Below are 26,453 nucleotides of genomic sequence, written 5' to 3' on the forward strand. Positions count from 1 at the left end.
ACAGCGCCCGCCGGTACTCCGGCGGGCGCTGGGCGTCGAATGTGCTCGGGGTCGAGCCGTAGGGCGTGGGTTCCCTAACTGGCCTCGGACTCCTCCTTCTCGATGGTTTCCTCCACCGCGGCCTCGGCGCGCTCGATCTCTTGTTCGGCGGCCTCGTCGGCTTCGATCTCGACTTCGGACTTCTTCGCGAGCTCGCTGAGGTGCCCGATGGCGGTGCGCGCATACACCTGCTGCTCGGTGATAGCGAGCTGAGCGCGCCCCCGCGTACTGAATGCGAAGAACCAGTTGATGATCGTGCTCAACCGGTTTCGGAAGCCGACCAGATACACCAGGTGCAGGGCCAGCCACCCCAGCCATGCGAAGTAGCCCTCGGTCTCGAATTTCTTCTTCGTGCCGGGGATCGGGACCTGCATGACGGCGCTGAACCGTGACACGGTCGCCATCGAGCCCTTGTCGAAGTACGCGAACGGCTTGCGCTGATCGGGTGTCTGCCCACCGGACAGTTCCGCCTTGATCGCGTCGGCCGCGTAGCGTCCGCCCTGGATGGCGCCCTGCGCGACGCCGGGTACTCCGTCGACGGCCATCATGTCGCCCACGACGAAGACGTTCGGATTGTCCGGAATCGAGAGGTCGGGCAGCACCTTCACCCGGCCGGCCCGGTCGAGTTCGACGCCGGACTGCTCGGCGAGCTGCTTGCCCAGCGGGCTCGCCTGCACGCCCGCAGACCACACCTTGCACTGCGACTCGATGCGGCGGGTAGTGCCGTCTTTCTCCTTGACGACCATGCCGTCGTAGTCGAGGTCGACGACCATCGCGTTCAGCTGAACGTCCACACCGAGCTTCTCCAGGCGGGCGGCGGCCTTGCGGCCCAACTTCTCACCGAACGGCGGCAGCACCGCGGGTGCGGCGTCGAGCAGAATGACCTTCGCCTCGGTGGGGTCGATGTTGCGGAAGGTGCCCTTGAGGGTCTTGTGCGCCATTTCGGCGATCTGGCCGGCCAGCTCGACGCCGGTCGGGCCCGCGCCGATGACGACGAAGGTCAGCAGCTTGTCCCGCTCGTCCGGATCGTCGGACAGTTCCGCCTGCTCGAAGGCGCCGAGAATGCGGCCGCGCAGTTCGAGGGCGTGGTCGATCGTCTTCATGCCGGGTGCGTACTCGGCGAAATGGTCGTTGCCGAAGTACGACTGGTCGGCGCCCGCGGCGATGATCAGACTGTCGTAGGGCGTCTCGGTGATCCGCTCCAGCAACTGTGAGGTCACCGTCTTGTTCTTCAGGTCGATCTTGTTGACGTCACCGAGCAGCACCCGGGCGTTCGCCTGGTTGCGCATCACGATGCGCGTCGCCGGAGCGATCTCGCCTTCGGACACGATGCCGGTCGCGACCTGGTAGAGCATCGGCTGGAACAGGTGTTGAGTGGTCTTCGCGATGATGGTGACATCGACGTCGGCCTTCTTCAAACGCTGAGCGGCGAAGAGTCCGCCGAAGCCGGACCCCACGATCACGACGTGATGACGACCGGATGCGTTCTGACTAGGGGTGCTCATATGTGTGAACATCTTCCTATTGCTGGGCGTGCAAGAATGCGGAGCGTGCTGAGCCGGTTGGGCCCGTGCGATAACGGTATCGTCATGCGGTGTGCCGCGCGTGCTTAGGTGGCCACGAAGTCCGATGCGTGACCGGTTCCGAGGAGTGACGCGGTCCCCGGTTGAACCATTGTTCGCTCATCAATTCGTATTCCACCTCGTCGCGCTCGAATCCCGACAGAATCTGTTCGTCGCTGATGTGGATCGCCGACAGGCGCATGCCGAGCTTCTGCATCACCCGGCGCGATGCCGTGTTGGCGGCTAGCGTGGACGCGAAAATCCGTTGTGTCGCAAGGTGTTCGAATGACATCCCGACAACCGCGCGGGTCGCTTCGGTGGCGATCCCGCGGCCCCAGCCGTCGCTGCGCAATCGGTACGACAGTTCCAGTTCTCGTTGATTGCTGTGCCGTGGTGTCCGTAGCGACACCCATCCGACGAATACGCCGCCCGCTCGGCGTCGAATCGTCCACAGCCCCGTTCCGTATGCCTCGTACTCTGCTTGGGCACGCGGAATCACCCAATCGGCCACGTCGCGCCGCGGAGTGGGAAGCCCGCCGTTGACGAAACGCATCACCGAGGAATCGGTGTCGAGGTAGAAGAGGTCGTCGAGGTCGGCGTCGGAGACCGGTGCGAGCATCAGTCGGGCGGTGCCGAGGAACAACATGCCTCCCTGAATGCGACTACGCGGAAACTCGAACCGTCAGTGTACGACGATCCGCCCCTCCGACGACACCCGACACAGCTGCCCGCACGGTGTGAACCTAATGTGACATTCGTGACCGAATCCCCAGTTGAGCCCGTCGAAACCAACGCCGACGCCGACCAGTTCGAGTTGCCGATCCATCTGCGATGGGGCGACATGGACTCGCTGGCGCACGTCAACAACGTTCAAGTGGCGCGACTGTTCGAGGAGGCCCGGGTACGGGCGTTCGCCGAGTGGTTCGGCGAGCGACGCGAGGGCATCTCGATGCTCGTGGCACGTCAGGACATCGAATACCACTCGCCGCTGGCCTATACCCAAGAACCGGTCCGCATCCTGGTGCGCATCAGCCGAATCGGCAGGTCCTCCTTCCAGTGGGGTTACACCCTCGTCGACCCGAACGGCGTGACCTGCGCCATCGCCCAGACCTCGATGGTGGTGATCGACCGGACGACCGGTCGTCCCACGCCGATCCCGGACCGGATCCGCGCCATTCTGGAAAGCCACCACGGGGCGCCGGTGAACTTTCGGCGTTGACACGCGCACCGCGCCACCGCCAAGCGCGGCTCGACGTGCCAAGCGCCGCTCGACCGGCTCAGCCGGCGAGCCCGACGGTGGCAACCTCCGTGCGAGGTGAACATCCCGCGCGCCAATGCTGTTGTGTCCGAACCTATTTCCTGGATCGTCGGCCACGATGTCGGCGCTCGCGGCGCGGTGGAGTGTACGGGGTCTCCCAGTCGAACAGGCCGTCGGCGCCGGGGGTCACGATGAGCATCACGTCGGGCTCGGCGATGAAGTGGTCGAGACGCGCGTACACGTAGTTGATGAACCACAGGGGCATGGGGTGCTCTGGCACGATCGCCTTGTACGGGTGATCGGCGCACCCGACTCCACATAACGTCTCGCGGTGCTCGGGCCGTCCGTGGGCCAGCACCGACTCGGTCGCGCCGGTCAGCACCGCGGAGTGATTGTCGTGTGGATAGTCGAGCAATGCCAGCTCGGGCAGACCGAATGATGTCAGCCCGACCGTGTGTATCAGCTGCCGGCCGGCGAGCGCGGCGTGCACGATACGCCCTTCGCCGACGAGCCCCGAGGCTTGTTCGACCACCGCGTCGAGCAGGGCGCCTTCGAACTCGTCCTGAATGTCGGCCAGCCGGTCGAAGATTACCTCGCCTGCGATGTCCCGCGGGTCTTCGTCGAGCGGAATCGGCCGACCCGCCGCGTCGAACAGACTGAACATCGGTGCCGCTGTGAGGTCGAGAAGTGGTTGTGCCATGGTTCCCCCCATGTCCTTGTGCGGTGAGCCGAGGGAAATCGACTCACCGCGAAGATACGACGACCCCCTGACAATGTGCGTGGCGCGCCGACCCAAAGCGCGGCGACGTCAGATCACCGTGGCATGCCGGCGCGCGCCCTCCGTGATCTACCCGCGGCCGCGAGCGCTACGACCTCAGATCACGCCGTCGTCGGACAGTTGTGCGATCTCGGCGTCGGACAGTCCCAGCAGCCGCCCGTAGACATCGCTGTTGTGCGCGCCCGGAGTCGGCGGCCCGGCGTTGCGGATGCGTCCGGGCGTCGACGAGAATTTCGGCACGATGCCGGGACCGAGCACATCGCGTCCGGTGCGCTCGTCGTGATGCGGCGTGATCATGTCGCGGGCACGCAGCTGTGGGTCGTCGAACACTTCGGCGACGGTATTCACCGGCCCGACGACAACACCCGCGGCACTGAGGATCTCGCCGAGTTCCGCGGACGAGAACCCGCTCGACCAGCGGCCGATGATGTCGTCGATCTCGTCTTGATTGCGACCACGCGCCGCGTGATCGACGAACCGTTCGTCGGTCGCCAACTCGGGCTGACCCATTGCCGCGCACAGCCGCGCGAAGACAGTGTCCTGGTTGGCCGCGATGATCACGTGCGAACCGTCGGCGGTGGGGTAGAGGTTCGACGGCGCGATCCCGTTGAGCCGAGTGCCCGACGGCCCGCGCACCACCCCTCCCATCGCATAGTCGGCGATCGTCGATTCCTGAACTGCCACACAGGAATCCAGCAATGCGGTGTCGACCACCTGGCCATCGCCGGTGACCGTCCGACGATAGAGTGCGGCCAACGCGCCCTGCGCGGCATACATGCCGGCCAGCGTGTCGCCCAGGGACAATGACAGTCGGGGCGGCAGCTGGCCCGGATACCCGTTGATGTAGCGCAGCCCGCTCGCCGCCTCGGCTACCGAGGCGTACCCGGCGCGCATGGCATCCGGTCCGGTCTGTCCGTAGCCGGAGACCCGAACCAGGATGATGCCACGGTTGCGTCGGCGCAGTTGGTCATACCCGAGGCCGAGGCGTTCGAGCGTTCCCGGGCGAAAATTCTCCACGATGATGTCGGCGTCGTCGACCAACCGCAGGAACAGCTCTTTGCCGCGCTCGGAGCGTAGGTCGAGGGTGATCGCCTTCTTGTTGCGCGCATGCACCGTCCAGTAGAAGCGGTGCCCGTCGATCTCGGCTTCGCCCCAGGTGCGGATCGGGTCGGGACGATTCGGCGGCTCGATTTTGATCACGTCGGCGCCCATATCGCCGAGCAGCCGTGCGCCGTGCGGCCCGGCGATCAGCGTGCCGAGTTCGAGCACCCGGATTCCGTCGAGCGGACCGGTCGGCGTCGAGGGAGAATCAGTCGTCATCGCTACAGACTCGCAAAGTCTCGTTGGACAAACCACCCGGTGTCCGTGGCGCCCGAGCTGCCGACCAGATACAACACCTCCGTGCCATGCTGTAGCGCAAAACCGGTCCCCCTCAGCCGAGCAAACGCTGGGGGAGCATGGCGAACTCTCACGGGGACCGGTTTCGCGATACCCGTGCCGATTTCTTCAATACCGCACCTCACAGTCTCTGCGATCGTTGATTCATGAACACGAGAACAGACACCAACATCTGGCCCGGACTCTCCTACGACGACCCGCTTGCCCAACGACGCTGGCTCGCCGACCTCGGCTTCGACGAGGGAATCTGCGTCGACGGCGACGGCCCCGGCGAGGTCACCCACTCCGAAATGCTCTGGCCCGACGGCGGGCGCGTCATGATCTCGAGCATCTGCAAACAGGACCCGACGTTCACCACGCCCAGCGGTAGCGGCAGCGTGTACGTCGTCGTCGCCGACCCCGACGCGGTATGGGCCAGAGCCGAGAAGCTCGGGGCGACGGTTGTCCGCGAGATGCGCGACGAGGACTATGGATCGCGAGGGTTCTCCATCGCCGATCCGGAGGGCAACAAGTGGAGCTTCGGGACCTACGCGGGCTGACCGCGTCGGCGGGCGTCTCGTCGGTCGTCGCCTATGACATCACCGGCGCGCTCCCGGGCACCCACCTGGGGATTCCCTCGCCGAGCGTCACGGTCGTGGTCGACCTCCGTGACGGCCTGGACCTGTCGGGTCCAGGCCTTTCCGGCGTCACGCGGTTTCGCGTCTGCCTCGGCGGGCTGCACTCGACGCCGTATGTCATCCACCACGATGGGACGCAGGTGGGTGTGCAGATCGGGCTGTCGCCGGCCGGCGTACGCCGACTGTTCGGCCTGCCCGTCGCCGAATTGTCCGACCGCGCAATCGATCTCGACGAAGTCAACCCGACGTTGGCCGGTGAACTGGCCGGCCGGATCGCCGACGCGGTACCCGGTGATCGCGCGGAGGCCGCGGCGTCGACGTTGATGGGCTGGGTCGACGACCCCGGCACCGCCAGCGGTCGGTGGGCTCCGCAGCCCGACGCCGCCGCGGCGTGGGACCACATCGTCGCCACCGGCGGACGATGCACCGTCGCGGAGTTGACCGAGCGGTCGGGATGGTCGGCCCGGTACCTCACCACACGCTTCGTCACCGAATACGGCATCGGCCCCAAGCACGCGGCCCGACTCGTGCGCTTCGATCGAGCGATGGGCGCGCTGCGTGCCGGCGTGACCATCGACGCCGCGGCCGCCGACGCCGGCTATGCCGATCAGGCCCACCTCACCCGTGAATTCTCCGAATTCGCGTCGATGTCACCGGCGAGATACCTTGCGCGCGAGGAGTTCGCGCCAGCCTGATCGCCACTGCCGTTCGGTCACGGCATCGACCTGCCGTACCGCGACTTCCCGAGCCGATCCGGTGTGGGTAAGACGAACGCAAGCCGACCGACCCGAACACGCTCGTCGGACTCGCTGGAGCAAAGCCGGACCCGGCCGCAATCGATGAGGCATGATGGACCACCGGACTGTCAGACCAGCAGGGGAGTGACCAATGTCGAGAATCCGGATCGCCGTCGCCGCGAGCGCGCTGGCCGTCTCCGCCGCGGCGATGATCGGGTCACCGGCCGACGCCGCTCCGGCCGGCCGGGTCGACCCGGGTGCGATGTTCTCGTCCGTGCACTACGGCACCGGATGCCTGTACCAGATGTCGGTGCCGGTGAACTCGTCCGGCTGGGTGGCCTTCTACGAGCGCAAGGCCAAGGGTTACCCGGTCCGTTTCATCGGCCGGTCCCGGGCGAACGGGGCGATGGCCTCGGTCGATTGGGTTCCGAATCGCCAGGGACTGCGTGAGCTGTACGCGGTGCAGAACGGCAAGCGCTCGCCGATCACCTACGCGCAGGTCACCCAGGGATACGGTTCTGGCGGAGCGTGTTTCGCCTGGCCGTGAGCCATGCTCGACACCCTGGCGACTGTTGCCGGATTCGCTGTGGTCTTCGTCGGCGTAGTGCTCGCCTTCGGTTACGCACCGTTGTTTCTCATGGTCGGTGACACCGTCACCCCGCGATCGTCGACGCTCAAGGTCGCGTTGGTCTACGTGTTGGTCGCGGTTCCACCGCTCGCGGTGTCGGCGGTCTACCTCGGTGCGATAGTGCTCGCGGCCCTCGCGGACGGTCTGACCTACTTCTATCCGTGGGCCGCGCTCGCGATCGGCGCGGCCACCTGGTTCGCAGCGGTCGCCGGCATCGGCGAGTGGCAGAAGCGGGCGCACTGACGAATAGCGGCACCGAAGTTCCCGTCGGCGGATTGGTTAGCGGTCAGCGGAACCGTCACGCGATCTCGGAATCACGTTGTAATCGACATCGGCGACGACGGTGCCCAGCGTGAGCCGGTGAGGCGCGCAGAGTGTCCGTCGGGGTCGACGCGTGAGACGAAGAGATAGGACCGGCAGACCACACGGACCAACCCAATCAGCGGAGACACTAGGATTGACCGCGATGTTCATAGTGCACAGGGCGGAGCGGGCCGACACGCTGGCGGACGCGTTGGCGGGGGAGTTGGCCACTCCGTTGGCCGACCCGATGCAGACCGAAATCGTGGCGGTACCGGCGCGCGGCGTCGAACGTTGGCTGCAGCAGCATCTCGCGACCACCCTCGGCGCCCTCGCCGGTGAAGGCGACGGCATCGCCGCCAACATCGACTTCTCCTCGCCCACCCGGATCGTCGCCGACATCGTCGAGAGACTCTCCAAAGATCCTGCGGCAGCGGAGAACTGGCGTGCCGACCGGCTCGTGTGGCCGGTCCTGGCCACCCTCGACGACCACCTGCACGACCCCCGGCTGGCCGTCATCGCTCACCACATCGGCCACGACGAATCGCGCGGCGCGCGCCTGCGGCGAGGCCGGCGACTATCCACCGCCCGGACCATCGCCAACCTGTTCGACGGCTACGCGTGGCAACGTCCTGGCATGCTGCGCGATTGGGCCGCCGGCCACGACACCGACGGCGCGGGTAGCGGCACCGACCTTCCCGATTCCCTGGCCTGGCAACCGTGGTTCTGGCGGCTCGTGCGGGAGCGCGTCGGCGTCGCCCATCTCGCCGAAGAGCTCGATACCATCACCGCTCATCTACGCGAGCACCCCGACGTCGTCGACCTTCCCGACCGTCTCGCGGTCTTCGGGCCCACCCGCATCCCGCAGATGATGCGCGACGTCCTGCACGCGCTCGCGCTGCATCGTCGGGTCAATCTGTATCTCCCGCACCCCAGCGACGCGTTGTGGCAGGCGGTGGCAACCGACGGAGCAAGCTCGGGCCCGACGCACCGCGGCGCGAATGGTGTTGTCGCGCTGAATAATCCGCTTCTCGCGAGCCTGTCGCGCGACGTCGCCGAATTGCAGCGGTGCCTCGGCGACACCGACACCGTTTACCACCCTTCACGAGCTCCGCGAGCCGACACGCTCCTGGCTCAGGTCCAAGCCGCGCTGCGTACCGATGTGAGCGCCTCCGTCGACGGCGCCACACCGGACACCTCGTTGGAGATCCATTCCTGCCACGGTCCCGAACGGCAGGTCGAGGTGCTGCGCGACCGCCTCCTGCGACTCTTCGCCGACGACGAGACACTGCAACCCCGCGACGTCCTGATCATGTGCCCGGACGTCGAGGTGTACGCGCCGCTCATCCGCGGCGCCTTCGGTCAGACCGGCTTGGGTCACCCGGCCTTCGCGTTGCGGGTCCGACTCGCCGACCGCGGACTCCGGCAGACCAACGACGTGCTCGACGCCGTCGCTGCGCTCCTCGAACTCGCCGCCGGCCGGGCGAGGATCGGCGAACTGCTCGACTTCGCCGCACGCGAATCCGTTCGTGCCCGCTTCGGTTTCACCGACGACGACCTCGACGCTCTCGCAAACTGGTCCGAACGGGCCAACATTCGCTGGGGCATCGACAACACCCAGCGAAATCGCTTCGGGCTCAGCGGTTTTCCGCAAGGGACGGCGCAGACCGGACTCGATCGGATCGTGCTCGGCGTCGTCGCCGACGAGTCGGAGGACGAGTGGTTGTCGACGGCCCTGCCGCTGTCCGGCGTCGACTCCACCGACACCGATCTCGTCGGTCGTTTCGCCGAGTTCGTCGAGCGCCTCGGCGAGCTGATGGCGACCTTGTCCGGCCCGCGGTCGGCGAGCGAGTGGGCCGAGGTGCTCGTCGCCTCGATCGACCTGCTCACCGACACCGACTACGAGTCGGAATGGCAACGCGCGCAGGCGGTCGGCCTGCTGGGCGATGCCCTGGCGTTGCCGGCCGGAATCGACCCGCCCGACCTCGAGCTCAACGACATCCGCGACCTCATGTCGAGCCTGCTCGCCGCCCGGCCCACCCGCTCGAACTTCCGCACCGGCGAACTCACCGTCTGCTCGATGGTGCCGATGCGGTCGGTGCCGCACCGGGCGATCATCCTGCTGGGCATGGACGACGGCGCCTTCCCGCGCAGTCAGGGCGTCGACGGCGATGACATCCTCGCCGTCGTCCCCCTCATCGGCGAGCGAGATGTCCGCAACGAGGATCGGCAGGTCTTCCTCGACGCCATCACCGCCGCTCGTGACCACCTCCTCGTCTTCTACAGCGGGGCGGATCCGGTGTCGGGCACGGTGATCCCGCCCGCCGTCGTCGTCAGCGAACTGATCGACGCCGCCAACGCCGTCCTCGACGTCGCGCCCGGCGTCGGATCACCTGTCGTACAACGACATTCATTGCACGCTTTCGAGTCGCGCAACTTCGTCGGGTCGGCCGGTTCGACGCCGTGCAGCTTCGACGCCGCGCTGCTGCCGGGGGCGCGAGCACTCGCCGCACTCACCGCCGGCGGTGTCAAAGGCGAACCTCGAGTCCTGCTCGCGGATGCTCGACTGCCGCCGAACGAATCCGCCGACATCGAACTCGACGACCTCGTCCGCTTCCTCGCCAATCCGCTGGAAGGGTTTGTGCGACAACGGCTCGGCGGACAGATTCCGGAGACCGTCGACGCCCATCCCGACCAACTGCAGGTGAAGCTCGACCCGCTCGACGCGTGGGGTATCGGCGACAGGTTCCTCGCGGCACTGCTCGCCGGCGACGACGTCGGCGTCGCACAGCAGGCGGAACTGCGACGAGGAACGTTGCCGCCGTTCAGTTTCGGGGCTCAGGAGATGCGCCCCATCGTCGAACGCGCCCAAGCGGTGTACTACGCCGCGCAGGGGCTGCGGTCGGGTGCCGCCGATGCGATCGACGTCCGCGTCGAGTTGCCCGACGGTCGCCGAATCTATGGGACCGTCGGCGACATCTACCCGTCGGGTGTCGGAGCCAAGCGGCTGTGCACGGTGACCTACTCGTCGCTGTCGAGCAAGCACCGTCTGCAGACCTGGATCAAACTCCTTGCGCTGACGGCGAATACGTCGCCGGCGCCAGCGGTAGCCGAGGCCGTCGTCATCGGGCGCGGCAAGCGGGGACAGCCCACGGCGTCGAGCACGTTTCGTCCACCGGCCGACGCACTCGACATCCTGACCATGCTCGTCGCCTTCCGCGACGCCGCGCTGCAACGGCCCATCTCGCTGCCGCTGTCCGCGGCGAACGCATGCGCGCAGGAGTTCGACCGCAGCGGCAATCATACGAGTGCCATGCGCCGCGCGTCGTATGCCTTCCGCAACGCGTTCTCCGACTTCGACGACGACTACCTCGGGCTCGTCTTCGACGATCGACCCAGTGCCGCAGTCGATTTCGAGAGAATCGTCGACGCTGTGCCGGCCGACCTCGACTCGCCCACCCCTTGGCTGCCGGGCAACTCGACGGCACCGATGTTCGTGCGGATCTCGTCGGCGATCTTCGGACCCCTGCTGCAGAACGAGGAGGCCCGATGACCGGCTCCGCACCCATTCCCTTCGACCTCGCCGGACCGCTGCCGACCGGCACCACCGTCCTCGAGGCGAGCGCGGGGACCGGCAAGACCTACGCGATCGTCAGTCTCGCCGTGCGCTACATCGCCGACGGGATACCGATCTCGCGACTGCTGATGGCCACCTTCTCCAACGCGGCGTCGGCCGAACTGCGCGACCGCACCCGCTCACGACTCCGCGAAGCCGTTGTGGCACTGGACGATCCAGCGGCAGCCGCAGCCGGCGACGACAAGCTCCATCGGCTGCTCGCGACCGGTTCGGCCGACGACATCGCGCTGCGCCGCGCGCGGATCGTCGTCGCATTGTCGGACTTCGACTCGGCCACCATGGCAACGACTCACACCTTCTGCAACCGGATGCTCGCGGCGCTCGGATTCCTCGGCGAACGTGAACAGCAGTTCCCGATCGTGGAGAATGTCGACGAGTTGGTCGCCGACGTCGCCCGGGATCTCTACATCCGCAAATTCGCCGGGGCGCCGGACGACTCGCTCGATTTCAAAGTCGCCGAGACCATCGCCAAGGACGCCGTGCGCAATCCGGTGGCGACCCTCGCCCCAACACCGGCCGACGGCAAGCCGATCGCCGAATCGACGCGGTTGCGCATTCGCTTCGCCGAGGCCGTCCGCGCGACGACGGCGGAACGCAAGCGACTCGCCCGCGTCCGAACCTACGACGACCTGCAAGGCACGCTGCACCACATCGTCACCGACGAGCATGTGGGCGAGCAGGCGCGTAGGCGGATCAGAGAACAATTCGACGTCGTGCTGATCGACGAGTTCCAGGACACCGACCCGCAGCAGTGGGAGATCGTCGAACGGTGTTTTCACGACGTGCCCGACGCCGAGAGCGACGCGAGCGGACCGAGTTCAGCCAGCGTGACCCTTATCCTCGTCGGCGACCCCAAGCAGTCCATCTACGCGTTTCGCGGCGCCGAGGTGCTCAGCTACCTCAACGCCGTCGAGATTGCCGGCAACCGGCAGATCCTCACCACCAATTTCCGTTCCGACGAGGATGTCGTGCACGGCGTCGGAACGCTTTTCGCCGATGCGACGCTGGGACACCCGATGATCGCGGTGCATCCGGTGGACGCCCGACACAAAGGCAGCAGGTTGTCGGGTGCGCCGGCGGTGCGCGTGCGCGCATTCACTCGCCGTGATTTCACCCTGCACACCAAGGACGGCTCCACGCCACTCGTGCCCGGGGTACGAGACAAGGTCATCGCCGACGTCGCCGCCGACATCGCGGCCCAACTCGCCGCCGGCATCACGCTCGACGTCGACGGCGAGCAGCGACCGATCCAGCCGGGCGACATCGCAATCCTGTTGCGGTTCAACAAGACCATCGAACCGCTGCAACACGCGCTGACCGAGCTGGGGATCGCGTCGGTGGTGCGGTCGGGGACGTCGATCTTCCAGACGTCGGCCGCACGGCACTGGTGGTACGTCCTGCAGGCGATGGAACAACCCGCCCGCGTCACACGTGTCCGGATGGCCGCGCTGACTCCGATTCTCGGATTCGACGCCGCGTCGCTCGACGCGCAGGGCGACGCCGGGGTCGGCGAGCTGTCCGGGGAGTTGGCCCAATCGGCGCGGGTCTTCGCCGAGGGCGGTTTTGCGGCGATGTCGGCGCGGTTGATGCATCAGCGCCGGACCCATGAGCGGGTCCTGGCGTCGGAGAACGGGGAGCGGCTGCTGACCGACCTGTTGCAGGTGTCGGCGTTATGCAATCGGCACGTGGCCGAAACATCCTGTGGCCTTTCGGGTTTGGTGGCCTGGTTGGGGGAGCATATCTCCGATGACTCGAAGTGGAGCCAGCACGCCGAGGCCACTCGTCGGTTGGACCGCGATACCCAGGCCGTGCAGATCATGACCATTCACGGCAGCAAGGGCCTGGAGTTCCCGATCGTCTACGTTCCGTTCGGCTGGGACGGCGCACGCCAGATGAAGCCGACGACGTTCGTCTACCACGAGGGCAGTGAGAAGCGCTTCCTCGACGTCGGCGGACAGTCCGCGGCAGGATTCGCCAAGCGGTGGGCAGCCAACACCGCGGAGAACGCGGGGGAGGACCTGCGGCTGCTGTACGTCGCGATGACCCGCGCGCGCTCGCAGCTCGTGCTGTGGTGGGCGCCGAGCACCACAACGCGCCCCGGACCATTGCACCGGCTGTTGTTCACGAATGCCGAGCGCACGGCGGCCGCACGGTCTGGGGTGGTGAGCCCCATCGCCGAGTCGGTGGAGATCCCCGACGACCGCCAGTGTGTGCAGACACTGCGCGACCTCGCCGCCCGCGACCCGATGATCACCATCGAGCAGGCGGGCAAGCACGGAGAACAGCCGCGGTGGAAGTCCGACGACGCGGGAAGCTCGGCGCCGACGCTGTCGGTGTCGGTCTTCGACCGGAGGATCGACCAGGACTGGCGGCGCACGTCGTACTCGGCCATCACGGCGGCGGCACACGCGGCACACGGTGCGGCCGTGGTGAATTCGGGCAGTGAGCCGGAGGAAGGTCAGATCGTTGACGAGCCGGTGCCGACGGCGGTCGACGGCGAGGACTACGTGTCGAGCGCGGGCGATCCCACCGATCGTCGAGTGTTGTCGGACGGTGCGGGCGATCCCACCGATCGTCGAGTAGCCACGACGAGCCCCCGAGTCGGGGCGTATCGAGACGCCGCAACATCATCGACCGACGCAACCACCGCGGTCCCCGCACAAACCCCGTCCCTCATGAACGGCCTCCCGTTCGGCGCCGCCTTCGGAACGCTCGTCCACGAGGTACTCGAGAACGTGGACACTTCGTCGTCGGACATGGATCGCCACGTGCGTGAGCAAGTGACCGAGGGCGCCCACCGTCGTGGATTCGTCGTCGACACCGCACAACTCACCAGCGCATTGATCGGCGTTTTGACCACGCCGCTCGGTCTGGGCGACGGCTCGGCAACTCTGTGGGATGTGTCCCCGCGCGACCGACTCAGCGAGATGGACTTCGAGATCCCGCTGTCGGACACCGGTGGAGGGTTCTCCCTCGGTCAGGTCGCCGACCTCCTCGACCGCCACCTCGCCGTCGACGATCCGCTGCGCAGCTTCGCCGACGTCGTGCGGACCGTCAACGACGACCGCTTTCACGGCTACTTGACCGGCAGCATCGACTCGGTGCTGCGGACGGACGTGGGGTACGTCGTCGTCGACTACAAGACGAACCGGCTCATGCCGGGTGATCTCGTCGTCGAGGATTTCACGCAGGAGACGATGGCGCAGGAGATGATTCGCGAGAACTATCCGCTGCAGGCGCTGTTGTATTCGGTTGCGCTGCATCGGTATCTGCGGTGGCGGCTGCCCGGTTACGATCCGGCGGTGCATCTCGGCCCGGTGCAGTATCACTTCGTACGCGGGATGGCCGGGCCGCAAACACCGTCGGGCTGCGGCGTTTTCGAGTGGAGGATCCCCTCGACGTTGGTAGTCGAATTGTCGGATCTGTTGGCGGGCAAGGTGAGTGCACATGTCTGACCCTCAAGGCACCGTCGCCGGGAGCGGAGCGAGCGGGACGAAGGTTTCGGTCGCCGGGAGCGGAGCGAGCGGGACGGGGGTTTCGGTCGCCGGGAGCGGAGCGAGCGGGACGGGGGTTTCGGTCGCCGGGAGCGGAGCGAGCGGGACGGGGGTTTCGGTCGCCGGGAGCGGAGCGAGCGGTGGGCAGCAGGTGCGCAGGGCGACCGGTGTGTTGAAGGAGTTCAACGACGCCGGCGTGCTGTCCGCGGCGGATGTGCATGTGGCGATGCGGGTGGCGGCGTTGTCGAAGGGCGACGTCGGCGATGAGGTGTTGCTGGCGTCGGCGCTCGCTGTTCGGGCGGTGCGCACCGGGTCGACGTGTTTGGAGCTTCGTCGGGTCGATGAACTCGCGGCCGACCACGCCGATGACGACTTGCGTTGGCCCACCGCCGAGGCCATGGTTGCGGCGTTGACGAGCAGCGCGCTGGTGGTCGGGGGCGATGCGGGGCCGTTGCGTCCGTTGGCGTTGGCGGAGTCGGAGGACGGCCCGCTGTTGTATTTGCAGAAGTATTTTCGGCAAGAGTCGACGATTCGCAAGATTCTCACCGATCGTGTGGCGACGAGGCCGACCGTCGATGTCGAGCGGCTGCGCGCAGCGATGCGCGAGGTGTTTCACGCCGTCGACCCGATGGCGCAGACGCAGAACGGCGAGCTGTTCTACAACCGGCAATTTTCGGCAGCGGTTCTGGCCGCGACGTCGTGGACGACGGTGCTTGCCGGCGGCCCGGGTACCGGCAAGACCTACACGGTTGCGCGCGTGCTCCATGTACTGGAGTTGCTCGGCGGCGAGTCGCTCCGCATCGGACTGTGCGCGCCGACCGGCCGGGCGGCGGCGCAGCTCCAATCGTCGGTCACCGACTATGGGCGACTGCCTGCGGGGACGTCGGCGGTCACCGTGCACCGGTTGCTCGGGTCGCGCCCGGATGGGACGTTCAGGCACGGGCCGTCGAATCGGCTGCCGTATGACGTGGTGGTGGTCGACGAGACATCGATGTTGCCGATGACGATGATGAGTCGGTTGATTGCGTCGTTGCGGTCGGACACGAGGCTGATCCTGGTGGGGGATCCGCACCAGTTGGCCTCGGTGGAGGCGGGCGCGGTGCTCGCCGACCTTGTCGCACGCGACGCGTCGGGGCCGTCGAACCCGATCTTCGATCAGGTGGCGCTGACCGGGCGCGGCGACTTTTCGGTCGAGGAACGACGAGTCCTGGCGGACGGCGTGATCACGTTAGCGCGCGGGCACCGATTCGGCGAGCAGATCGGAGACGTCGCCGACGCGGTGAATGCCGGCGATGCCGAGAAGGTGCTGGCGTACGCCGCGGATCCCGCATACGACCGGATCACGATGGTCGATCCGGCCGATCTCGACGGCGTCCGCGACGACGTTCTCGCCTGGGCCAGAGAATTGCACGACACGGCAGCGGTGGGGGACGCGTCAGGCGCGTTGAATGCGCTCGACCGACACCGAGTTCTCTGTGCCCATCGAGATGGCGGCTCGGGCGTCGGCGGGTGGTCGAGGCGGATAGTCGAATGGATCTCGACCGTCGACGGATATCAGCACGTGTCGTTGGAGACCGCGAATTGGTATGCGGGACAGCCACTCTTGGTGACGGCGAATGACCGCCAGAACGACATTTACAACGGTGACAGCGGTGTTGTGGTGACGTCGGGTAACGGTGCAGGGGGGACGGGTTCTGGGGGCAGGGGTACTACCGCGGTATTCCGGCGTGGGAAGAAGATCAAAGAACTGCACCCCAGCCAATTGGGTGACGCGATGCCGGTGTACGCCATGACGATTCACCGATCGCAGGGCAGCCAGTTCGACGTCGTGACCGTGGTGCTGCCGCCGGAGCGGTCGGAGCTGCTGACCAGGGAGTTGCTCTACACCGCGTTGACGCGGGCGAAGGAGCGGGTGCGGATCGTCGGAACGCCGGAATCATTGCGCGCGGCGGTGAGTCGTCGAGTGCAGCGAGCGAGCGGGTTGAGAGGCGAGGTGACGGCGATAGAAGTTCCCCCGCTCGCCGAGTAGATCAAGCGAGCTTGTGAGCTTGATCTTATCGAGGTGTCGCAAGCCGAACTACCCAGCGCAACAACAGTTTCGGACCAATTCACCCGCCTCGCCACTCACCAACGCGCCTCGACCGCCACAACCACCGGCGCCAAGTCCGGCCTCTTCGCCGTTCGACCGTCGCCGGTCGACTTCCCGCGTACCCGCCGCCAGATCCAGGGTCGGACAGTTTCCACCAGCCACGCGACGTCACCGGCTACGCCGCCTGCCTGGTGGTGCTCGGCGTGTGGCGCAGGATCCGCCCACGAGCGATCGGTGCCTTCGAGGCCGAGCGCCTCGGCTGCGGCCAACGCGAAGCGATGGTGGCCGGCCGACGAGCCGTGCAGTCGGTCGGGGCTCCACATGCGGAGGTCAGTCATCGACTCGGCCGAGTGAAGATCCACGAGTCGAAGGTCATAGCGGTTGGCGCACAACCGAATTCGAGCGTTGATCGCGTCTAGCCGAGGTGCGAACAACCTGGCCGCGATCGGGACGACCTTGCGGACGTCTGGGAACAGCGTCGTGACGACCGTAGCGCCGGATGCGGTCACACGCCGGTACATGTCCTCCATGATGTCGAGGGCGTCGGTCATATCGGCGTCGATTGCTGTCACGTCGTTCATGCCCACACAGATTCCGACGAGGTCAGGTCGCATCGCCAGGGCGGCGTCGAGCTGCTCGTCGCGGATCTCGGAGGTGCGCCGGCCTCGGACTGCAAGGTTCGCATACAACAGGTCAGCATTGTCGACGGCGAGGCGTCGGGCAAGCCGATCGGCCCAGCCGACAACGCCGGTCTCGTCATCGCCGTCCCACAGTCCCTCAGTCTGTGAGTCGCCGATCGCCACGAATCGCGAGTAGATCGATCCCGTTGCCATCGCTTCCCTTTCCGTTTCACTCGGCACCCGACCCACGCTACCGACTCACAGCGGCTCTACCGCGTGGTGTCATCCGTCGTCGGGTCGTCGCAAGGGATCGATTCCCAGCTTGTGTCATCGGTCGAATCCAAACGATTCGATGTGACTGAAGTGGCCTGTGGTGCGGCGTCTGACGATCTATGCCTCATCGCACCTCACGATTGTCGCCTCAACGTCCGTATCGCGAGCGACGCCAACGTCTCCGCGGTCGCCGGTTGCCCGGCTGTCACCGGCCAACCGTGCACCATGTCACGCCAATGTGCGGGGATTGCCGATGCGCCCCATCGCGCACCGAGTAGGCCGCCGGCGATCGCCGCGACGGTGTCGGTGTCATTGCCGATGCGTATCGCGACGTGCAACGTGTCATGAAAGTGGCGTGAGGGATCGTCGGCGGGCACGGGGGTCTGACTGATCGCGGCTGCTGCAGCCTGGAGCGCGGTGACCGTGAATCCGTTGGGATTGAACGCGTTTGGATCCGACGTCGATGCGGCGTCGAGTCGGGCGGCCCAATCGGCTCTACGCTCCTGCGCCACCAGGTCGAGTCCCGCGCGAACGTCGATTCGCCCGTCGAGGATGGCGATGCGGATCGCCTCGCTCCACAGGACGCACGAGTCGACGGCGAGCGGATCGGCGTGGGTGAGTCGCGCGATGTCATATGCCGCGGTGGCGGTGGCCTCGCGGTCGTTGAGATTCGAGAGTCCGACGGGCGCGGTGCGCATCAGCGCGCCGTTGCCAGCGGAACGTGGATTGTCGGCGGCATACGCCAGCGCCGATGTCGTCATTGCTTCGGCGAGATCGGCACCACCGTCTGCCCGCGTCGACTTCGTCGAGGAGAGTACCGCCCGCGTTTGAATCCCGATGTCCGGCGGGCCGCCTTCGTACCACTTCAGGAAGTTGCTCGCGGCGGCTTCTACGCCCTCGGTCGACGTCAGAGAGGAGTCGGCCCCGGCGAGTGCGATGGCAACAGCCATCGAAGTGTCGTCACTCCACTGGCCGGGCGCGAAGTCGCCGAGCCCACCGCCGAGCATCTGCGCATGCTCGCCGGGCAGCAGTCGTGGGCGCGACTCGAACTCATAAGGAATACCAAGAGCATCGCCCACGGCGGTGCCGATCAGCGCGCCGACGGCGCGGTCGAGCTGAGCGTCGGTGAACGACATGGGACCTCCTCGGTTGAACTGATGATGCGATGGTGGCACGGGGGTACGACATCCGGGCGCGAGGAGAGTCGACGCACCAATGAACAACTAGTTGTCATACGATGTCGCTATTGTCTGCGTTGCTTGATGAGTTTCACTGGTGGCCGCCCGGCGGGCACGGTGAGTCCGCTCGCAAAGTGCGTTGCGCAACTAACTATCTCATCGGGTGGATTGGAGTCACCATGGCGTCGAGCCTGCTAACCGTCGTCGTTGAACCGTCGGGCGAGTTGATCTGCGGAGTTCGCTCTCCGAAGGGTCGTCCGCTCGAATTGAGTGGCCGGGCCGCCGACATCGAACCCCGAGTGCGCGGCGACAACATGCTGTGCGACAACGAAGCGTTGGTGAACAATGCGTGGGCGGCGGCGAAGTTCTTTCAGGCTGAAGCGGAGGAGATCGACGAGAAGCTGAAGTCTGACTATCTCAAGCAGCTCAAATCGCATAAGGCGACGGTGACCACGATTGTTACCCTGATCGATGGACTCACCGATATCACGCGCGAAGGTTGGTGCTCCGGCTGCTACAACTACACGTCTCATCGCCAAGTCGCACGTGAATCCGCATCGTTTCGAGTCTATTTGTGCGAATATTGCGGATCACCGACGATGGGCTGTGCGGCGCGCAATTGCACGAGCATGGCAACAACCGATTCGGGAAGTTCACGTATCCCGAAGTTCTGCGGCGAGCATCGCCACGACATCCCCAGCTTCGAGCGGGCGAGCGATACGATCCCGACGCTGCACGGCTACCGGTCCCTTCTCGAGTTCGACAAACCGAACCTCGCGAAAGGCTCGAAACTGGTCGCCGCCGGGGTACTTACCGCCGGCGTCCTCAGCGGTGCGGCGTTCATGGCGGCGCCCGCGATCGGCGGTGCGATCGGGAATTTGATGTTGGGCTACTCGGGTGCGGTCGCGACCAACGCCGGGTTGGCGGTGCTCGGCGGCGGATCTGTAGCCGCTGGAGGGCTTGGGATGGCTGGCGGCACCGCAGTCGTCGCGGCTATGGGCGCGGCCTTGGGCGCAGGTCTCGGCGCGAATGTGACCAGTGCCTATGTCAGCGAGGACAGTTCGTTCGATATCGAGAACATCATTCCGGGTTCGGGTGGGACGCCGGTCGTCATCGCCCGGGGTTTCAACACGGAGAAGAGCCCCAACTGGCATGAGGCTGTCGCGCTGGCGCAAAAGCGCTACCCCACGTCACCGGTCTTTGTGGTGACGTGGGGAAGTAAGGAATTGAAGACCCTTGCGGCATTCTTCGTCAAGAACGTTGGAACTCAACAGGCGATGCAAGCAGCGGGTGTAGCGGCCGCGCATGCCAGCAAAGCCGCTGCGAAGAAGCTGACGCCGTTGGCGCCGGCTTTCATCGCCGCCAGTCTTGTCAAGAATCCGTGGCATACCGCCAAAGTTCGCGCGGATCGGACAGGCGTCGCTCTCGCGGGACTGATCGCACGTACCGACGCGAAGGAGTACGTCCTCATCGGCCACAGCTTGGGTGCGCGCGTGATGGTGACCGCCGCTGAGACCTTGAAAACCGATAAGAAGGCTCCGAAGATCGAGGCTATTCACCTGTTGGGTGCCGCCGTCGGACAGAACCGATCGTGGCGTCAGCTGAAAGATGCGGTCAAGACTCAGGTATTCAACTATCATTCCGCGAACGACGCCGTTCTGAAATACCTTTACACCGCGGCGATGGGTGGAAGCGTTGCGATCGGGCGCAAAGGAATTGGCGCGCCATACGAGAACCTTGTCGACTGCGACGTCTCCGACGAGGTCGGTGGTCATTCGGAGTACTTCAGAAAAGTGACTTTGAAGTGATCGAAAGCGCCGTCGTCTCAGTCGTTGACCGTCGACCGGGAAACACGTGGCTCATCCCTCGCCTGCGTCCAGCCTGTCGGCGACGTCTTGCGGAAAGCCTCCTGTCGCCAACGGGCCCCAGCTGGTCGGCGTGATCCTGATCAGCGACTTTCCCTGGATCCGCATCGCGGCTCGATACTCGTCCCAGTCGGAGTGTTCGCCGGCGATCGATCGGAAGTAGTCGACCAGCGCGTCCTCTGCGTCGGGCATATCGAGTACTGCCGCGGTACCGTCGACCTGCACCCACGGGCCGTTCCATTCATCGGAGAGCACGCAGACGCTCACGGTGGGAATGCGTCGAGCGTTCACGACCTTCGCCCGGCCCGGATAGGTCGCGATGACGATGCGTCCCAGCTCGTCGATGCCCGCGGTGACCGGGGACAACTGCGGAGAACCATTTGCGCGCACCGTCTGCAGAATCATTCGGTGACGCGGCTTCAAGAAGTCGATCAGTTCGGCGAGCTCGACGGTCGTGGCAGTGGCGATTGTGCGTGGCATCACACCACCCTAGTCACTGCGGTCTGTCCGCAATGGTCAAGAGGGGACGGCCGACAGGGGGCGGCCGAGCTCTGCGCTCGTCGCGGCTGGAATGTTCCCGGATCGGCCAGGTGTCAGTGCGAACGCGCGCTTGTCCGCGCCTTCGGGGACCATCTCAGCGCTGCATAGCTCGAGTCCATCGAATGACCTACATTGCTCGGTCCACTTGCCAAATCTGTTTTAGTCGATCAGACTAAAACCTATGAACGAGACGACCCAAGCCTTCGAGACGATCGAAACGGCCACGCGCCCAACCGATCTCTTCGGCACAGCCGTGGATGCGGGTGCACGTACCGAGGCGCGGCGTGAGTACCACCGGTTGATCGCACTGGTTCACCCCGACGTCGTAAACAGACGTGACTGCGGGCGAGCGACCGTCGTGATCGGCAAGCTGATCCGCCTGTATCGACAGTGGGAAGAAACCGGCGCGACGTCGGGGACCACATTGGTCGGCGATCGTCACCTGTATACGTTCGGCGGAACCGGGATCGTCGGATCGGTTGCCGACGTCTATCGCGGCAGCAGCGACGACGGCGAGGGAGTCGTTGTGAAGATCCCGCGCAAGCCATCGTCGAACGCGCTCATGGATGCCGAGCGCGACGCCTTGATCGACATTCAGGCGTCTGGTGGCGACGGCAACGACTGGTTGCGTCACTATTTCCCGCGGTTCGTCGATCGGATCGGCCATCAGGATCCGACGACGCGCGAACGTCGAAGCATCAACGTGCTCAACGACATTGGCACATCGTTCGTGACGCTCGCCGACGTCCGCGCCGCCTATCCGGACGGCCTCGATCCCCGCGACTACGCGTGGATGCATCGTCGCCTGCTCCGGGCGTTGGCCGCGGCACATCGCGCCGGATGGGCGCACACCGCACTGACCGCCGACAACGTGCTCATCGAGCCGGAGCGACACGGCGTTGTGGTGGCGGGTTGGTCGTACGCGACGAGGATCGGCGACGTGCCGCCGCTCGCCGCGCTTGCCGAGCGGCCGCCGGAAGCGGCGTCGATGCAGCCGGTGACCGCGGGCTGGGATGTCTACATGGCGCATGGGTTGATGCTCGACACGCTGCGATCGCAGACGCCGAAGAGGTTGCGCAGCTTCGCCGATGGATGTCGACAGAAGAATCCGCAACACCGGCCCGACGCCGTCGACTTGCTCAGCGAGTTCGACGACCTCCTCGAGAACCTGTACGGGCGCAGACGATTTCGGCAGTTCGCGATGCCGGCATCGGCTGGCTGAGCCCCATCCGCGTGCAACGTTCGCGGGTGAGCCCCCATCCGCTGGTTGAGTAGCCGCCGAGGCGCTAGCCGAGGCGGCGTATCGAAGCCCCGCCCGCTGGTTGAGCCATGGTTGAGCCGGGGCGACGAGTGCAGGCGCGAACTTGCCTGCTGGTTGAGCCGGGGCGACGAGTGCAGCGAGGCGCGCACTTGCCTGCTGGTTGAGCCGGGCACGAGCGCAGCGAGACGCGAACTTGCCTGCTGGTTGAGCCGGGCACGACGAGCGCAGCGAGACGCGAACCTGCCCGCTGGTTGAGCTGGGACCGGGCGAGTGCAGCGAGACGCGAATTTGCCTGCTGGTTGAGCCGGGCCCGACGAGCGCAGCGAGACGCGCCCGAGTCGAAACCAACCAGCCACAACAAATCAGCCACCAAAAGAAGGGAAAGAGAAGATGGGATACGGATACTGGGACGACGACACCTACAAGGCGGCCGCTACCTTCCGCAAGGCGCGCGGTGACGACGACTTCGGCTACAGCGACGCGACCATGAACAAGAGCCGCGACGAATGGAAGGCGCACCCCACCCTCGACCCCAAGGGTGTCGTACGCGAGTCGCGGGACTCTGACGGTCACCCGACATCGTTGCCGATCGCGGTCCTGTTCGACGTCACCGGATCGATGGGCGTCGTGCCCCGGATCATGCAGAGCAAGCTCGCCAAGCTGCACGGCTTGTTGCAGCGCAAGGGGTACGCCGACGATCCGCAGATAATGTTCGGTGGGATCGGCGACGCCGACAGCGATCGTGTGCCGCTACAGATTGGGCAATTCGAGTCAGGCAACGCGATGGACGAACAGTTGCGCAACATCTTCCTGGAGGGCATGGGCGGTGGCCAGAAGTCCGAAAGCTATGAATTGGCAGCATATTTCATGGCACGGCACATCGTCACCGACGCGTGGGACAAGCGTGGTCAGAAGGGCTATCTATTCATCATCGGCGACGAGCTGAACAAGTCGAGGCTGTCGGCGAAGGCGGTGCGTGTGGTCATCGGCGACGACGTGCCCCAGGATGTCAGCGTCGAGTCGGTGTACCGGGAGCTGCAGCGAAAGTGGAATGTCTACTTCGTGCTGCCCAATCAGTCGTATTACTACGACGATTCGGAGATCGCGGACCACTGGCGCGGGCTGCTCGGGGAGCGGCTGCTGATGCTCGACGACCCGGCCGCGGTGTGCGAGTTGATCGCGCTGACGGTTGGGATCGGTGAGGACCGGGTCGACCTCGACGCCGGCCTGGCAGACCTCCGCGACGTGAGCACGGCGACCGAGACGGCGGCGGTGGGCAAAGCGCTGGCGGTGGTGAAGCCCAGATCGGGGCGGTCGCAGGCGACCTTGCCGGCCCCGCTGGTGTAGCAGATCGGCTTCTATGTTGGGCAGGTCGACCCATCTCGCTCTCCGAGTAGGTCAAGCGAGCTCGCGAGCTTGACCGTATCGAGGAGCCGCAACCCGCAGTCGGAACCCAGACACCCCCTCCCGACGGTTGAGTAGGCCGGCCGAGCGAAGCGAGACGTGCCCTTCTGCTGGTTGAGTAGGCCCGCCGAGCGAAGCGAGACGCGCCGTATCGAAACCCCGCAACTCGACCTCGCCCCGCAACCCGACCTCGCCCAGGAAACCGCTCTCACCCGACGCCGGGCCAGACGAGGGGCCGGCCCGGCGTCCTACCCGCGACCACCACAAGGAAAGGACCAACAAATGACCCCGTTCGCCGACAACGACATCATCGTCATCGACCTCGGATTCGGCGACGCAGGGAAAGGCGCCACCGTCGACTACCTCTGTTCACCCGACGCCGACCTCAACGTCTCCGCCGTGGTCAGATTCAACGGTGGGGCCCAAGCCGCGCACAACGTCGTCGTCGACGGGCGGCATCACACGTTCTCGCAGTTCGGGTCGGGAACCTTCTCCGGGGTCTCGACGATCCTGAGCAGGTACATGCTCGTCGAACCGTTCGCACTTGCGGGCGAGGCTCGCCAATTGGAGGAGTTGGGTGTTCCAAATCCGTTGTCGCTCATCCACATCGACAAGCGTGCGTTGGTGACCACACCGTTTCACATCATGATGAACCGAGCGAAGGAGGATCGACGCGGGGACGCACGGCACGGATCTTGCGGCAAGGGAATCGGCGAGACGGTTGCATTCAGTCTGGACTTTCCCGACGATGCCCTACGCGTAGGTGACTGCGCATACCCAAACATCATGCGGCGCAAGCTGACTGCGATGTCGGACTGGTGCTCGCCGACCGTCGGCTGGATGATGCCCAGCATCGACGACATCATCGACGTCTACCTGGAGTTCGCGGCGACGGTCAGAATGTCCGACGACGGCGACCTCGCGGAGTTCGCCAACCGGGGCCGTTTGATCTTCGAAGGTGCTCAGGGAGTATTGCTCGATGAATGGCGAGGCTTTCACCCGCACACGACATGGTCGACGGTGGAGCCGAGCAACGCGAGGTCCATGATCCGCGAATTGGGTAGGGAGCCTTACGTTCTCGGCGTGACGCGGACGTATACGACGCGCCACGGTGCGGGGCCGATGCCGTCGGAGCGGGCCGAGCTCGACGCCGTCCTGCCCGAGCCGCATAACGGCGTCGGGCAGTACCAGGGCGCATTCCGAGTCGGTGACCTTGATCTGGTGATGCTGCGGTACGCCGTCGACGTCTGCGACGGCGTGCACGGTGTGGCGGTGACACATCTCGATGCGGTCGGGCGTGCGGGTGTGGTGGACGAGTATCCCGGTCTCGGGAAGCGAATCGCATTGGGGCGCTGGCAGGACCTGGAGTATCAGCAACAGTTGACGGATCAGTTGGTTGAGGTGGTGCCGGTAGTCGGCGAGTCGTCGACCGATTCCGATGCGGTCGTTGCGCTGATTGAGGAGGCGACGCAGGCGTCGGCGGTGTTGGTTGCCGACGGCCCGGACCGAAGTGACCGCCGAGTGCTAGACCTACGCCCCACCTCGACGGACGAGTAGGGACCAGCCGCGAAGCGGTGGTCCCGTAATCGAGACCCCAGTTAGCCAAGCACTAAGCGCGACGACGTCCGCCAACGACACGCCTGACCACCGAACATCCAATCCATCACGAAATGTTGCATGATCAGCCTGTGGAACAGTCAGTCGTCTCAGTGGACGTATTAGCCCTTCGATTCGGCAACCCCGAACCAGGCCAACTGCGTTTCGCGGTCACCCCGCGCCTGGTAGAGCCGTTCAAAGGGGAGACGGCTTTGCCAGGCGTTTTGCTGCGAGCAGGGGAGCGCCTGAACGATGCTGCGCGTCGGGCGGTGGCGACAAAGCTTGGCATCCCCGACGACGCTATTGTGGCGACCGGCCAGCTTGTCGTGTTCGACGAGCCAAACCGAGACCCGCGTGGTCCCACGCTGTCGGTGGCGATGTGGGCAGTGATCCGGCCGGAATCGTTCATCGCAACGGGAAAAATCGAGGTCGAATGGCGGTCGTTCGAAGCGGTTGGCGAGTTGGCGTTCGACCACTCCCGGATCGTCGCCGAGGCTCGACAGATACTCGCAACACGCATGCTGTGGCAAGACCTCGGGTTTACGCGTGCAATCCTAGGAGAACGGTTTCCGGCTACAACCGCCGTGGCGGTCACCGCGGCGCTGAACGGAGTCAGACCAGACCAGGGAAACTTGAATCGAACGATGAGACGTATACCGGGGCTACGACGAACCGAGGAGCATCTTCAGGTTAGGGAGACCGGACGTCCGTCAGCAGTGTGGACGTGGTAGATCTGTTCCAGGACCGCAACGAGCCGAACGGCGGACGTTAGCACCGGACAAGTTGAGAGGTACGAAATGGCGTACGTACGTTCATTCTCCCAAGCTAAAGACACGGGGTCGCGGTCACGAACTGAGGTAGATGCGACATACGTAATCGTCTCGGATAAGAATCGTGGGACGATGGTGAAGATCGCCACATATGGATCTGATGCTCGACAATCCGGCCCGAAGTCAAGTCAGGTTTTCGAACTTGACCTAGCGGGCGCGGAGGCGCTCATAGCGATACTTCGACAAGCGTTTCCAGGATTAACGCCGCGGTAATCCCGTGTTGAGAGCGGGGCGCCTGACAGGCGCCTGGGTGTTCGGCCGCGGCGAAGGCTCCAATCGCCGGGGGGCGCTTCATCCGGAAGTATGGACGTGCGTGTGTGCCGTCACACATGCACGCCGTGGCGACATC

General features: G+C 65.6%; 20 protein-coding genes. 13 read left to right on the top strand and 7 right to left on the bottom strand.

Going from position 1 to position 26,453, the window contains the following annotated elements; translation table 11 throughout:
* Positions 1-74 precede the first annotated feature (74 nt).
* The gene (locus tag HH308_RS03755; RefSeq protein ID WP_170192834.1) at positions 75-1,544 is read right to left on the bottom strand and encodes an NAD(P)/FAD-dependent oxidoreductase; all 1,470 of its coding nucleotides are present in this window, start codon (positions 1,542-1,544) and stop codon (positions 75-77) included.
* Between the two features lie 82 nt (positions 1,545-1,626).
* Entirely contained in the window at positions 1,627-2,247 is a 621-nt protein-coding gene (locus HH308_RS03760) for a GNAT family N-acetyltransferase (RefSeq protein ID WP_376767158.1), read from the bottom strand.
* A gap of 111 nt (positions 2,248-2,358) precedes the next feature.
* Here HH308_RS03760 and HH308_RS03765 point away from each other — a divergent pair, with 111 nt between their 5' ends.
* Entirely contained in the window at positions 2,359-2,820 is a 462-nt protein-coding gene (locus HH308_RS03765) for an acyl-CoA thioesterase (protein ID WP_312870344.1), read from the top strand.
* 133 nt (positions 2,821-2,953) lie between these two features.
* Here HH308_RS03765 and HH308_RS03770 read toward each other — a convergent pair whose 3' ends face one another.
* Together HH308_RS03770 and HH308_RS03775 are read right to left on the bottom strand one after the other, a co-directional pair.
* Positions 2,954-3,559, bottom strand: coding sequence for a hypothetical protein (locus HH308_RS03770; protein WP_170192835.1), 606 nt, complete (start codon positions 3,557-3,559; stop codon positions 2,954-2,956).
* A gap of 174 nt (positions 3,560-3,733) precedes the next feature.
* Positions 3,734-4,957 (bottom strand): CaiB/BaiF CoA transferase family protein, encoded by a 1,224-nt coding sequence (locus HH308_RS03775; RefSeq protein ID WP_170192836.1) that lies wholly within the window; start codon positions 4,955-4,957, stop codon positions 3,734-3,736.
* A gap of 224 nt (positions 4,958-5,181) precedes the next feature.
* Between HH308_RS03775 and HH308_RS03780 the strand changes: the two genes are divergently transcribed.
* From HH308_RS03780 to recD, 7 genes are all read left to right on the top strand, one after another.
* A complete protein-coding gene (locus tag HH308_RS03780; protein ID WP_170192837.1) occupies positions 5,182-5,574 on the top strand; it encodes a VOC family protein in 393 nt (130 codons plus the stop codon).
* Positions 5,547-6,347 carry a helix-turn-helix domain-containing protein gene (locus tag HH308_RS03785; protein WP_170192838.1) on the top strand — a complete coding sequence of 267 codons (801 nt, stop codon included), beginning with the start codon at positions 5,547-5,549 and terminating at the stop codon, positions 6,345-6,347. Before HH308_RS03780 ends, HH308_RS03785 begins: the two co-directional genes overlap by 28 nt.
* A gap of 193 nt (positions 6,348-6,540) precedes the next feature.
* On the top strand, positions 6,541-6,936 hold the full coding sequence (locus HH308_RS03790) for a hypothetical protein (RefSeq protein WP_170192839.1): 396 nt from the start codon (positions 6,541-6,543) through the stop codon (positions 6,934-6,936).
* 3 nt (positions 6,937-6,939) lie between these two features.
* Positions 6,940-7,260, top strand: a complete 321-nt coding sequence (locus tag HH308_RS03795; RefSeq protein WP_170192840.1) for a hypothetical protein — start codon at positions 6,940-6,942, stop codon at positions 7,258-7,260.
* A 223-nt stretch (positions 7,261-7,483) separates the two neighbouring features.
* Positions 7,484-10,870 (top strand): exodeoxyribonuclease V subunit gamma, encoded by a 3,387-nt coding sequence (gene recC / locus HH308_RS03800; protein ID WP_170192841.1) that lies wholly within the window; start codon positions 7,484-7,486, stop codon positions 10,868-10,870.
* The gene (locus HH308_RS03805) at positions 10,867-14,409 is read left to right on the top strand and encodes a UvrD-helicase domain-containing protein (protein ID WP_170192842.1); all 3,543 of its coding nucleotides are present in this window, start codon (positions 10,867-10,869) and stop codon (positions 14,407-14,409) included. Before recC ends, HH308_RS03805 begins: the two co-directional genes overlap by 4 nt.
* Before the next feature lie 190 nt (positions 14,410-14,599).
* Entirely contained in the window at positions 14,600-16,477 is a 1,878-nt protein-coding gene (gene recD / locus HH308_RS03810) for an exodeoxyribonuclease V subunit alpha (protein WP_170192843.1), read from the top strand.
* Between the two features lie 95 nt (positions 16,478-16,572).
* On the opposite strand, the gene HH308_RS03815 is transcribed toward recD, so the two are convergent.
* Positions 16,573-17,370, bottom strand: coding sequence for an SGNH/GDSL hydrolase family protein (locus HH308_RS03815; protein ID WP_170192844.1), 798 nt, complete (start codon positions 17,368-17,370; stop codon positions 16,573-16,575).
* 194 nt (positions 17,371-17,564) lie between these two features.
* Positions 17,565-18,566 carry an ADP-ribosylglycohydrolase family protein gene (locus HH308_RS03820; RefSeq protein WP_170192845.1) on the bottom strand — a complete coding sequence of 334 codons (1,002 nt, stop codon included), beginning with the start codon at positions 18,564-18,566 and terminating at the stop codon, positions 17,565-17,567.
* Positions 18,567-18,787: 221 nt separating this feature from the next.
* On the opposite strand from HH308_RS03820, the gene HH308_RS03825 reads away from it, so the two are divergent.
* Positions 18,788-20,416, top strand: coding sequence for a DUF726 domain-containing protein (locus HH308_RS03825; protein ID WP_170192846.1), 1,629 nt, complete (start codon positions 18,788-18,790; stop codon positions 20,414-20,416).
* 51 nt (positions 20,417-20,467) lie between these two features.
* Here HH308_RS03825 and HH308_RS03830 read toward each other — a convergent pair whose 3' ends face one another.
* Positions 20,468-20,953, bottom strand: a complete 486-nt coding sequence (locus HH308_RS03830; RefSeq protein ID WP_170192847.1) for a PPOX class F420-dependent oxidoreductase — start codon at positions 20,951-20,953, stop codon at positions 20,468-20,470.
* Between the two features lie 241 nt (positions 20,954-21,194).
* Between HH308_RS03830 and HH308_RS03835 the strand changes: the two genes are divergently transcribed.
* The 4 genes from HH308_RS03835 (at position 21,195) to HH308_RS03850 (ending at position 26,005) form a co-directional block, all read left to right on the top strand.
* Entirely contained in the window at positions 21,195-22,235 is a 1,041-nt protein-coding gene (locus tag HH308_RS03835; protein ID WP_170192848.1) for a protein kinase family protein, read from the top strand.
* Positions 22,236-22,664: 429 nt separating this feature from the next.
* Complete coding sequence (locus HH308_RS03840; RefSeq protein ID WP_170192849.1) at positions 22,665-23,621, top strand: hypothetical protein; 957 nt, start codon at positions 22,665-22,667, stop codon at positions 23,619-23,621.
* A gap of 339 nt (positions 23,622-23,960) precedes the next feature.
* Positions 23,961-25,235 (top strand): adenylosuccinate synthetase, encoded by a 1,275-nt coding sequence (locus tag HH308_RS03845; RefSeq protein WP_170192850.1) that lies wholly within the window; start codon positions 23,961-23,963, stop codon positions 25,233-25,235.
* Between the two features lie 131 nt (positions 25,236-25,366).
* Entirely contained in the window at positions 25,367-26,005 is a 639-nt protein-coding gene (locus tag HH308_RS03850; protein ID WP_170192851.1) for an NUDIX hydrolase, read from the top strand.
* Positions 26,006-26,453: the final 448 nt, after the last annotated feature.

The organism is Gordonia asplenii, assembly GCF_012933505.1.
In the GTDB taxonomy this organism is placed as follows: domain Bacteria; phylum Actinomycetota; class Actinomycetes; order Mycobacteriales; family Mycobacteriaceae; genus Gordonia; species Gordonia asplenii.

What these genes read in the sequence shown, in the direction of transcription:
- HH308_RS03755 (WP_170192834.1), bottom strand. Translation starts at nt 1,544, where the DNA reads ATGAGCACCCCTAGTCAGAACGCATCCGGTCGTCATCACGTCGTGATC.
- HH308_RS03760 (WP_376767158.1), bottom strand. Translation starts at nt 2,247, where the DNA reads ATGTTGTTCCTCGGCACCGCCCGACTGATGCTCGCACCGGTCTCCGAC.
- HH308_RS03770 (WP_170192835.1), bottom strand. Translation starts at nt 3,559, where the DNA reads ATGGCACAACCACTTCTCGACCTCACAGCGGCACCGATGTTCAGTCTG.
- HH308_RS03775 (WP_170192836.1), bottom strand. Translation starts at nt 4,957, where the DNA reads ATGACGACTGATTCTCCCTCGACGCCGACCGGTCCGCTCGACGGAATC.
- HH308_RS03780 (WP_170192837.1), top strand. Translation starts at nt 5,182, where the DNA reads ATGAACACGAGAACAGACACCAACATCTGGCCCGGACTCTCCTACGAC.
- HH308_RS03790 (WP_170192839.1), top strand. Translation starts at nt 6,541, where the DNA reads ATGTCGAGAATCCGGATCGCCGTCGCCGCGAGCGCGCTGGCCGTCTCC.
- HH308_RS03795 (WP_170192840.1), top strand. Translation starts at nt 6,940, where the DNA reads ATGCTCGACACCCTGGCGACTGTTGCCGGATTCGCTGTGGTCTTCGTC.
- recC (WP_170192841.1), top strand. Translation starts at nt 7,484, where the DNA reads ATGTTCATAGTGCACAGGGCGGAGCGGGCCGACACGCTGGCGGACGCG.
- HH308_RS03805 (WP_170192842.1), top strand. Translation starts at nt 10,867, where the DNA reads ATGACCGGCTCCGCACCCATTCCCTTCGACCTCGCCGGACCGCTGCCG.
- HH308_RS03815 (WP_170192844.1), bottom strand. Translation starts at nt 17,370, where the DNA reads ATGGCAACGGGATCGATCTACTCGCGATTCGTGGCGATCGGCGACTCA.
- HH308_RS03820 (WP_170192845.1), bottom strand. Translation starts at nt 18,566, where the DNA reads ATGTCGTTCACCGACGCTCAGCTCGACCGCGCCGTCGGCGCGCTGATC.
- HH308_RS03825 (WP_170192846.1), top strand. Translation starts at nt 18,788, where the DNA reads ATGGCGTCGAGCCTGCTAACCGTCGTCGTTGAACCGTCGGGCGAGTTG.
- HH308_RS03830 (WP_170192847.1), bottom strand. Translation starts at nt 20,953, where the DNA reads ATGCCACGCACAATCGCCACTGCCACGACCGTCGAGCTCGCCGAACTG.
- HH308_RS03835 (WP_170192848.1), top strand. Translation starts at nt 21,195, where the DNA reads ATGAACGAGACGACCCAAGCCTTCGAGACGATCGAAACGGCCACGCGC.
- HH308_RS03840 (WP_170192849.1), top strand. Translation starts at nt 22,665, where the DNA reads ATGGGATACGGATACTGGGACGACGACACCTACAAGGCGGCCGCTACC.
- HH308_RS03845 (WP_170192850.1), top strand. Translation starts at nt 23,961, where the DNA reads ATGACCCCGTTCGCCGACAACGACATCATCGTCATCGACCTCGGATTC.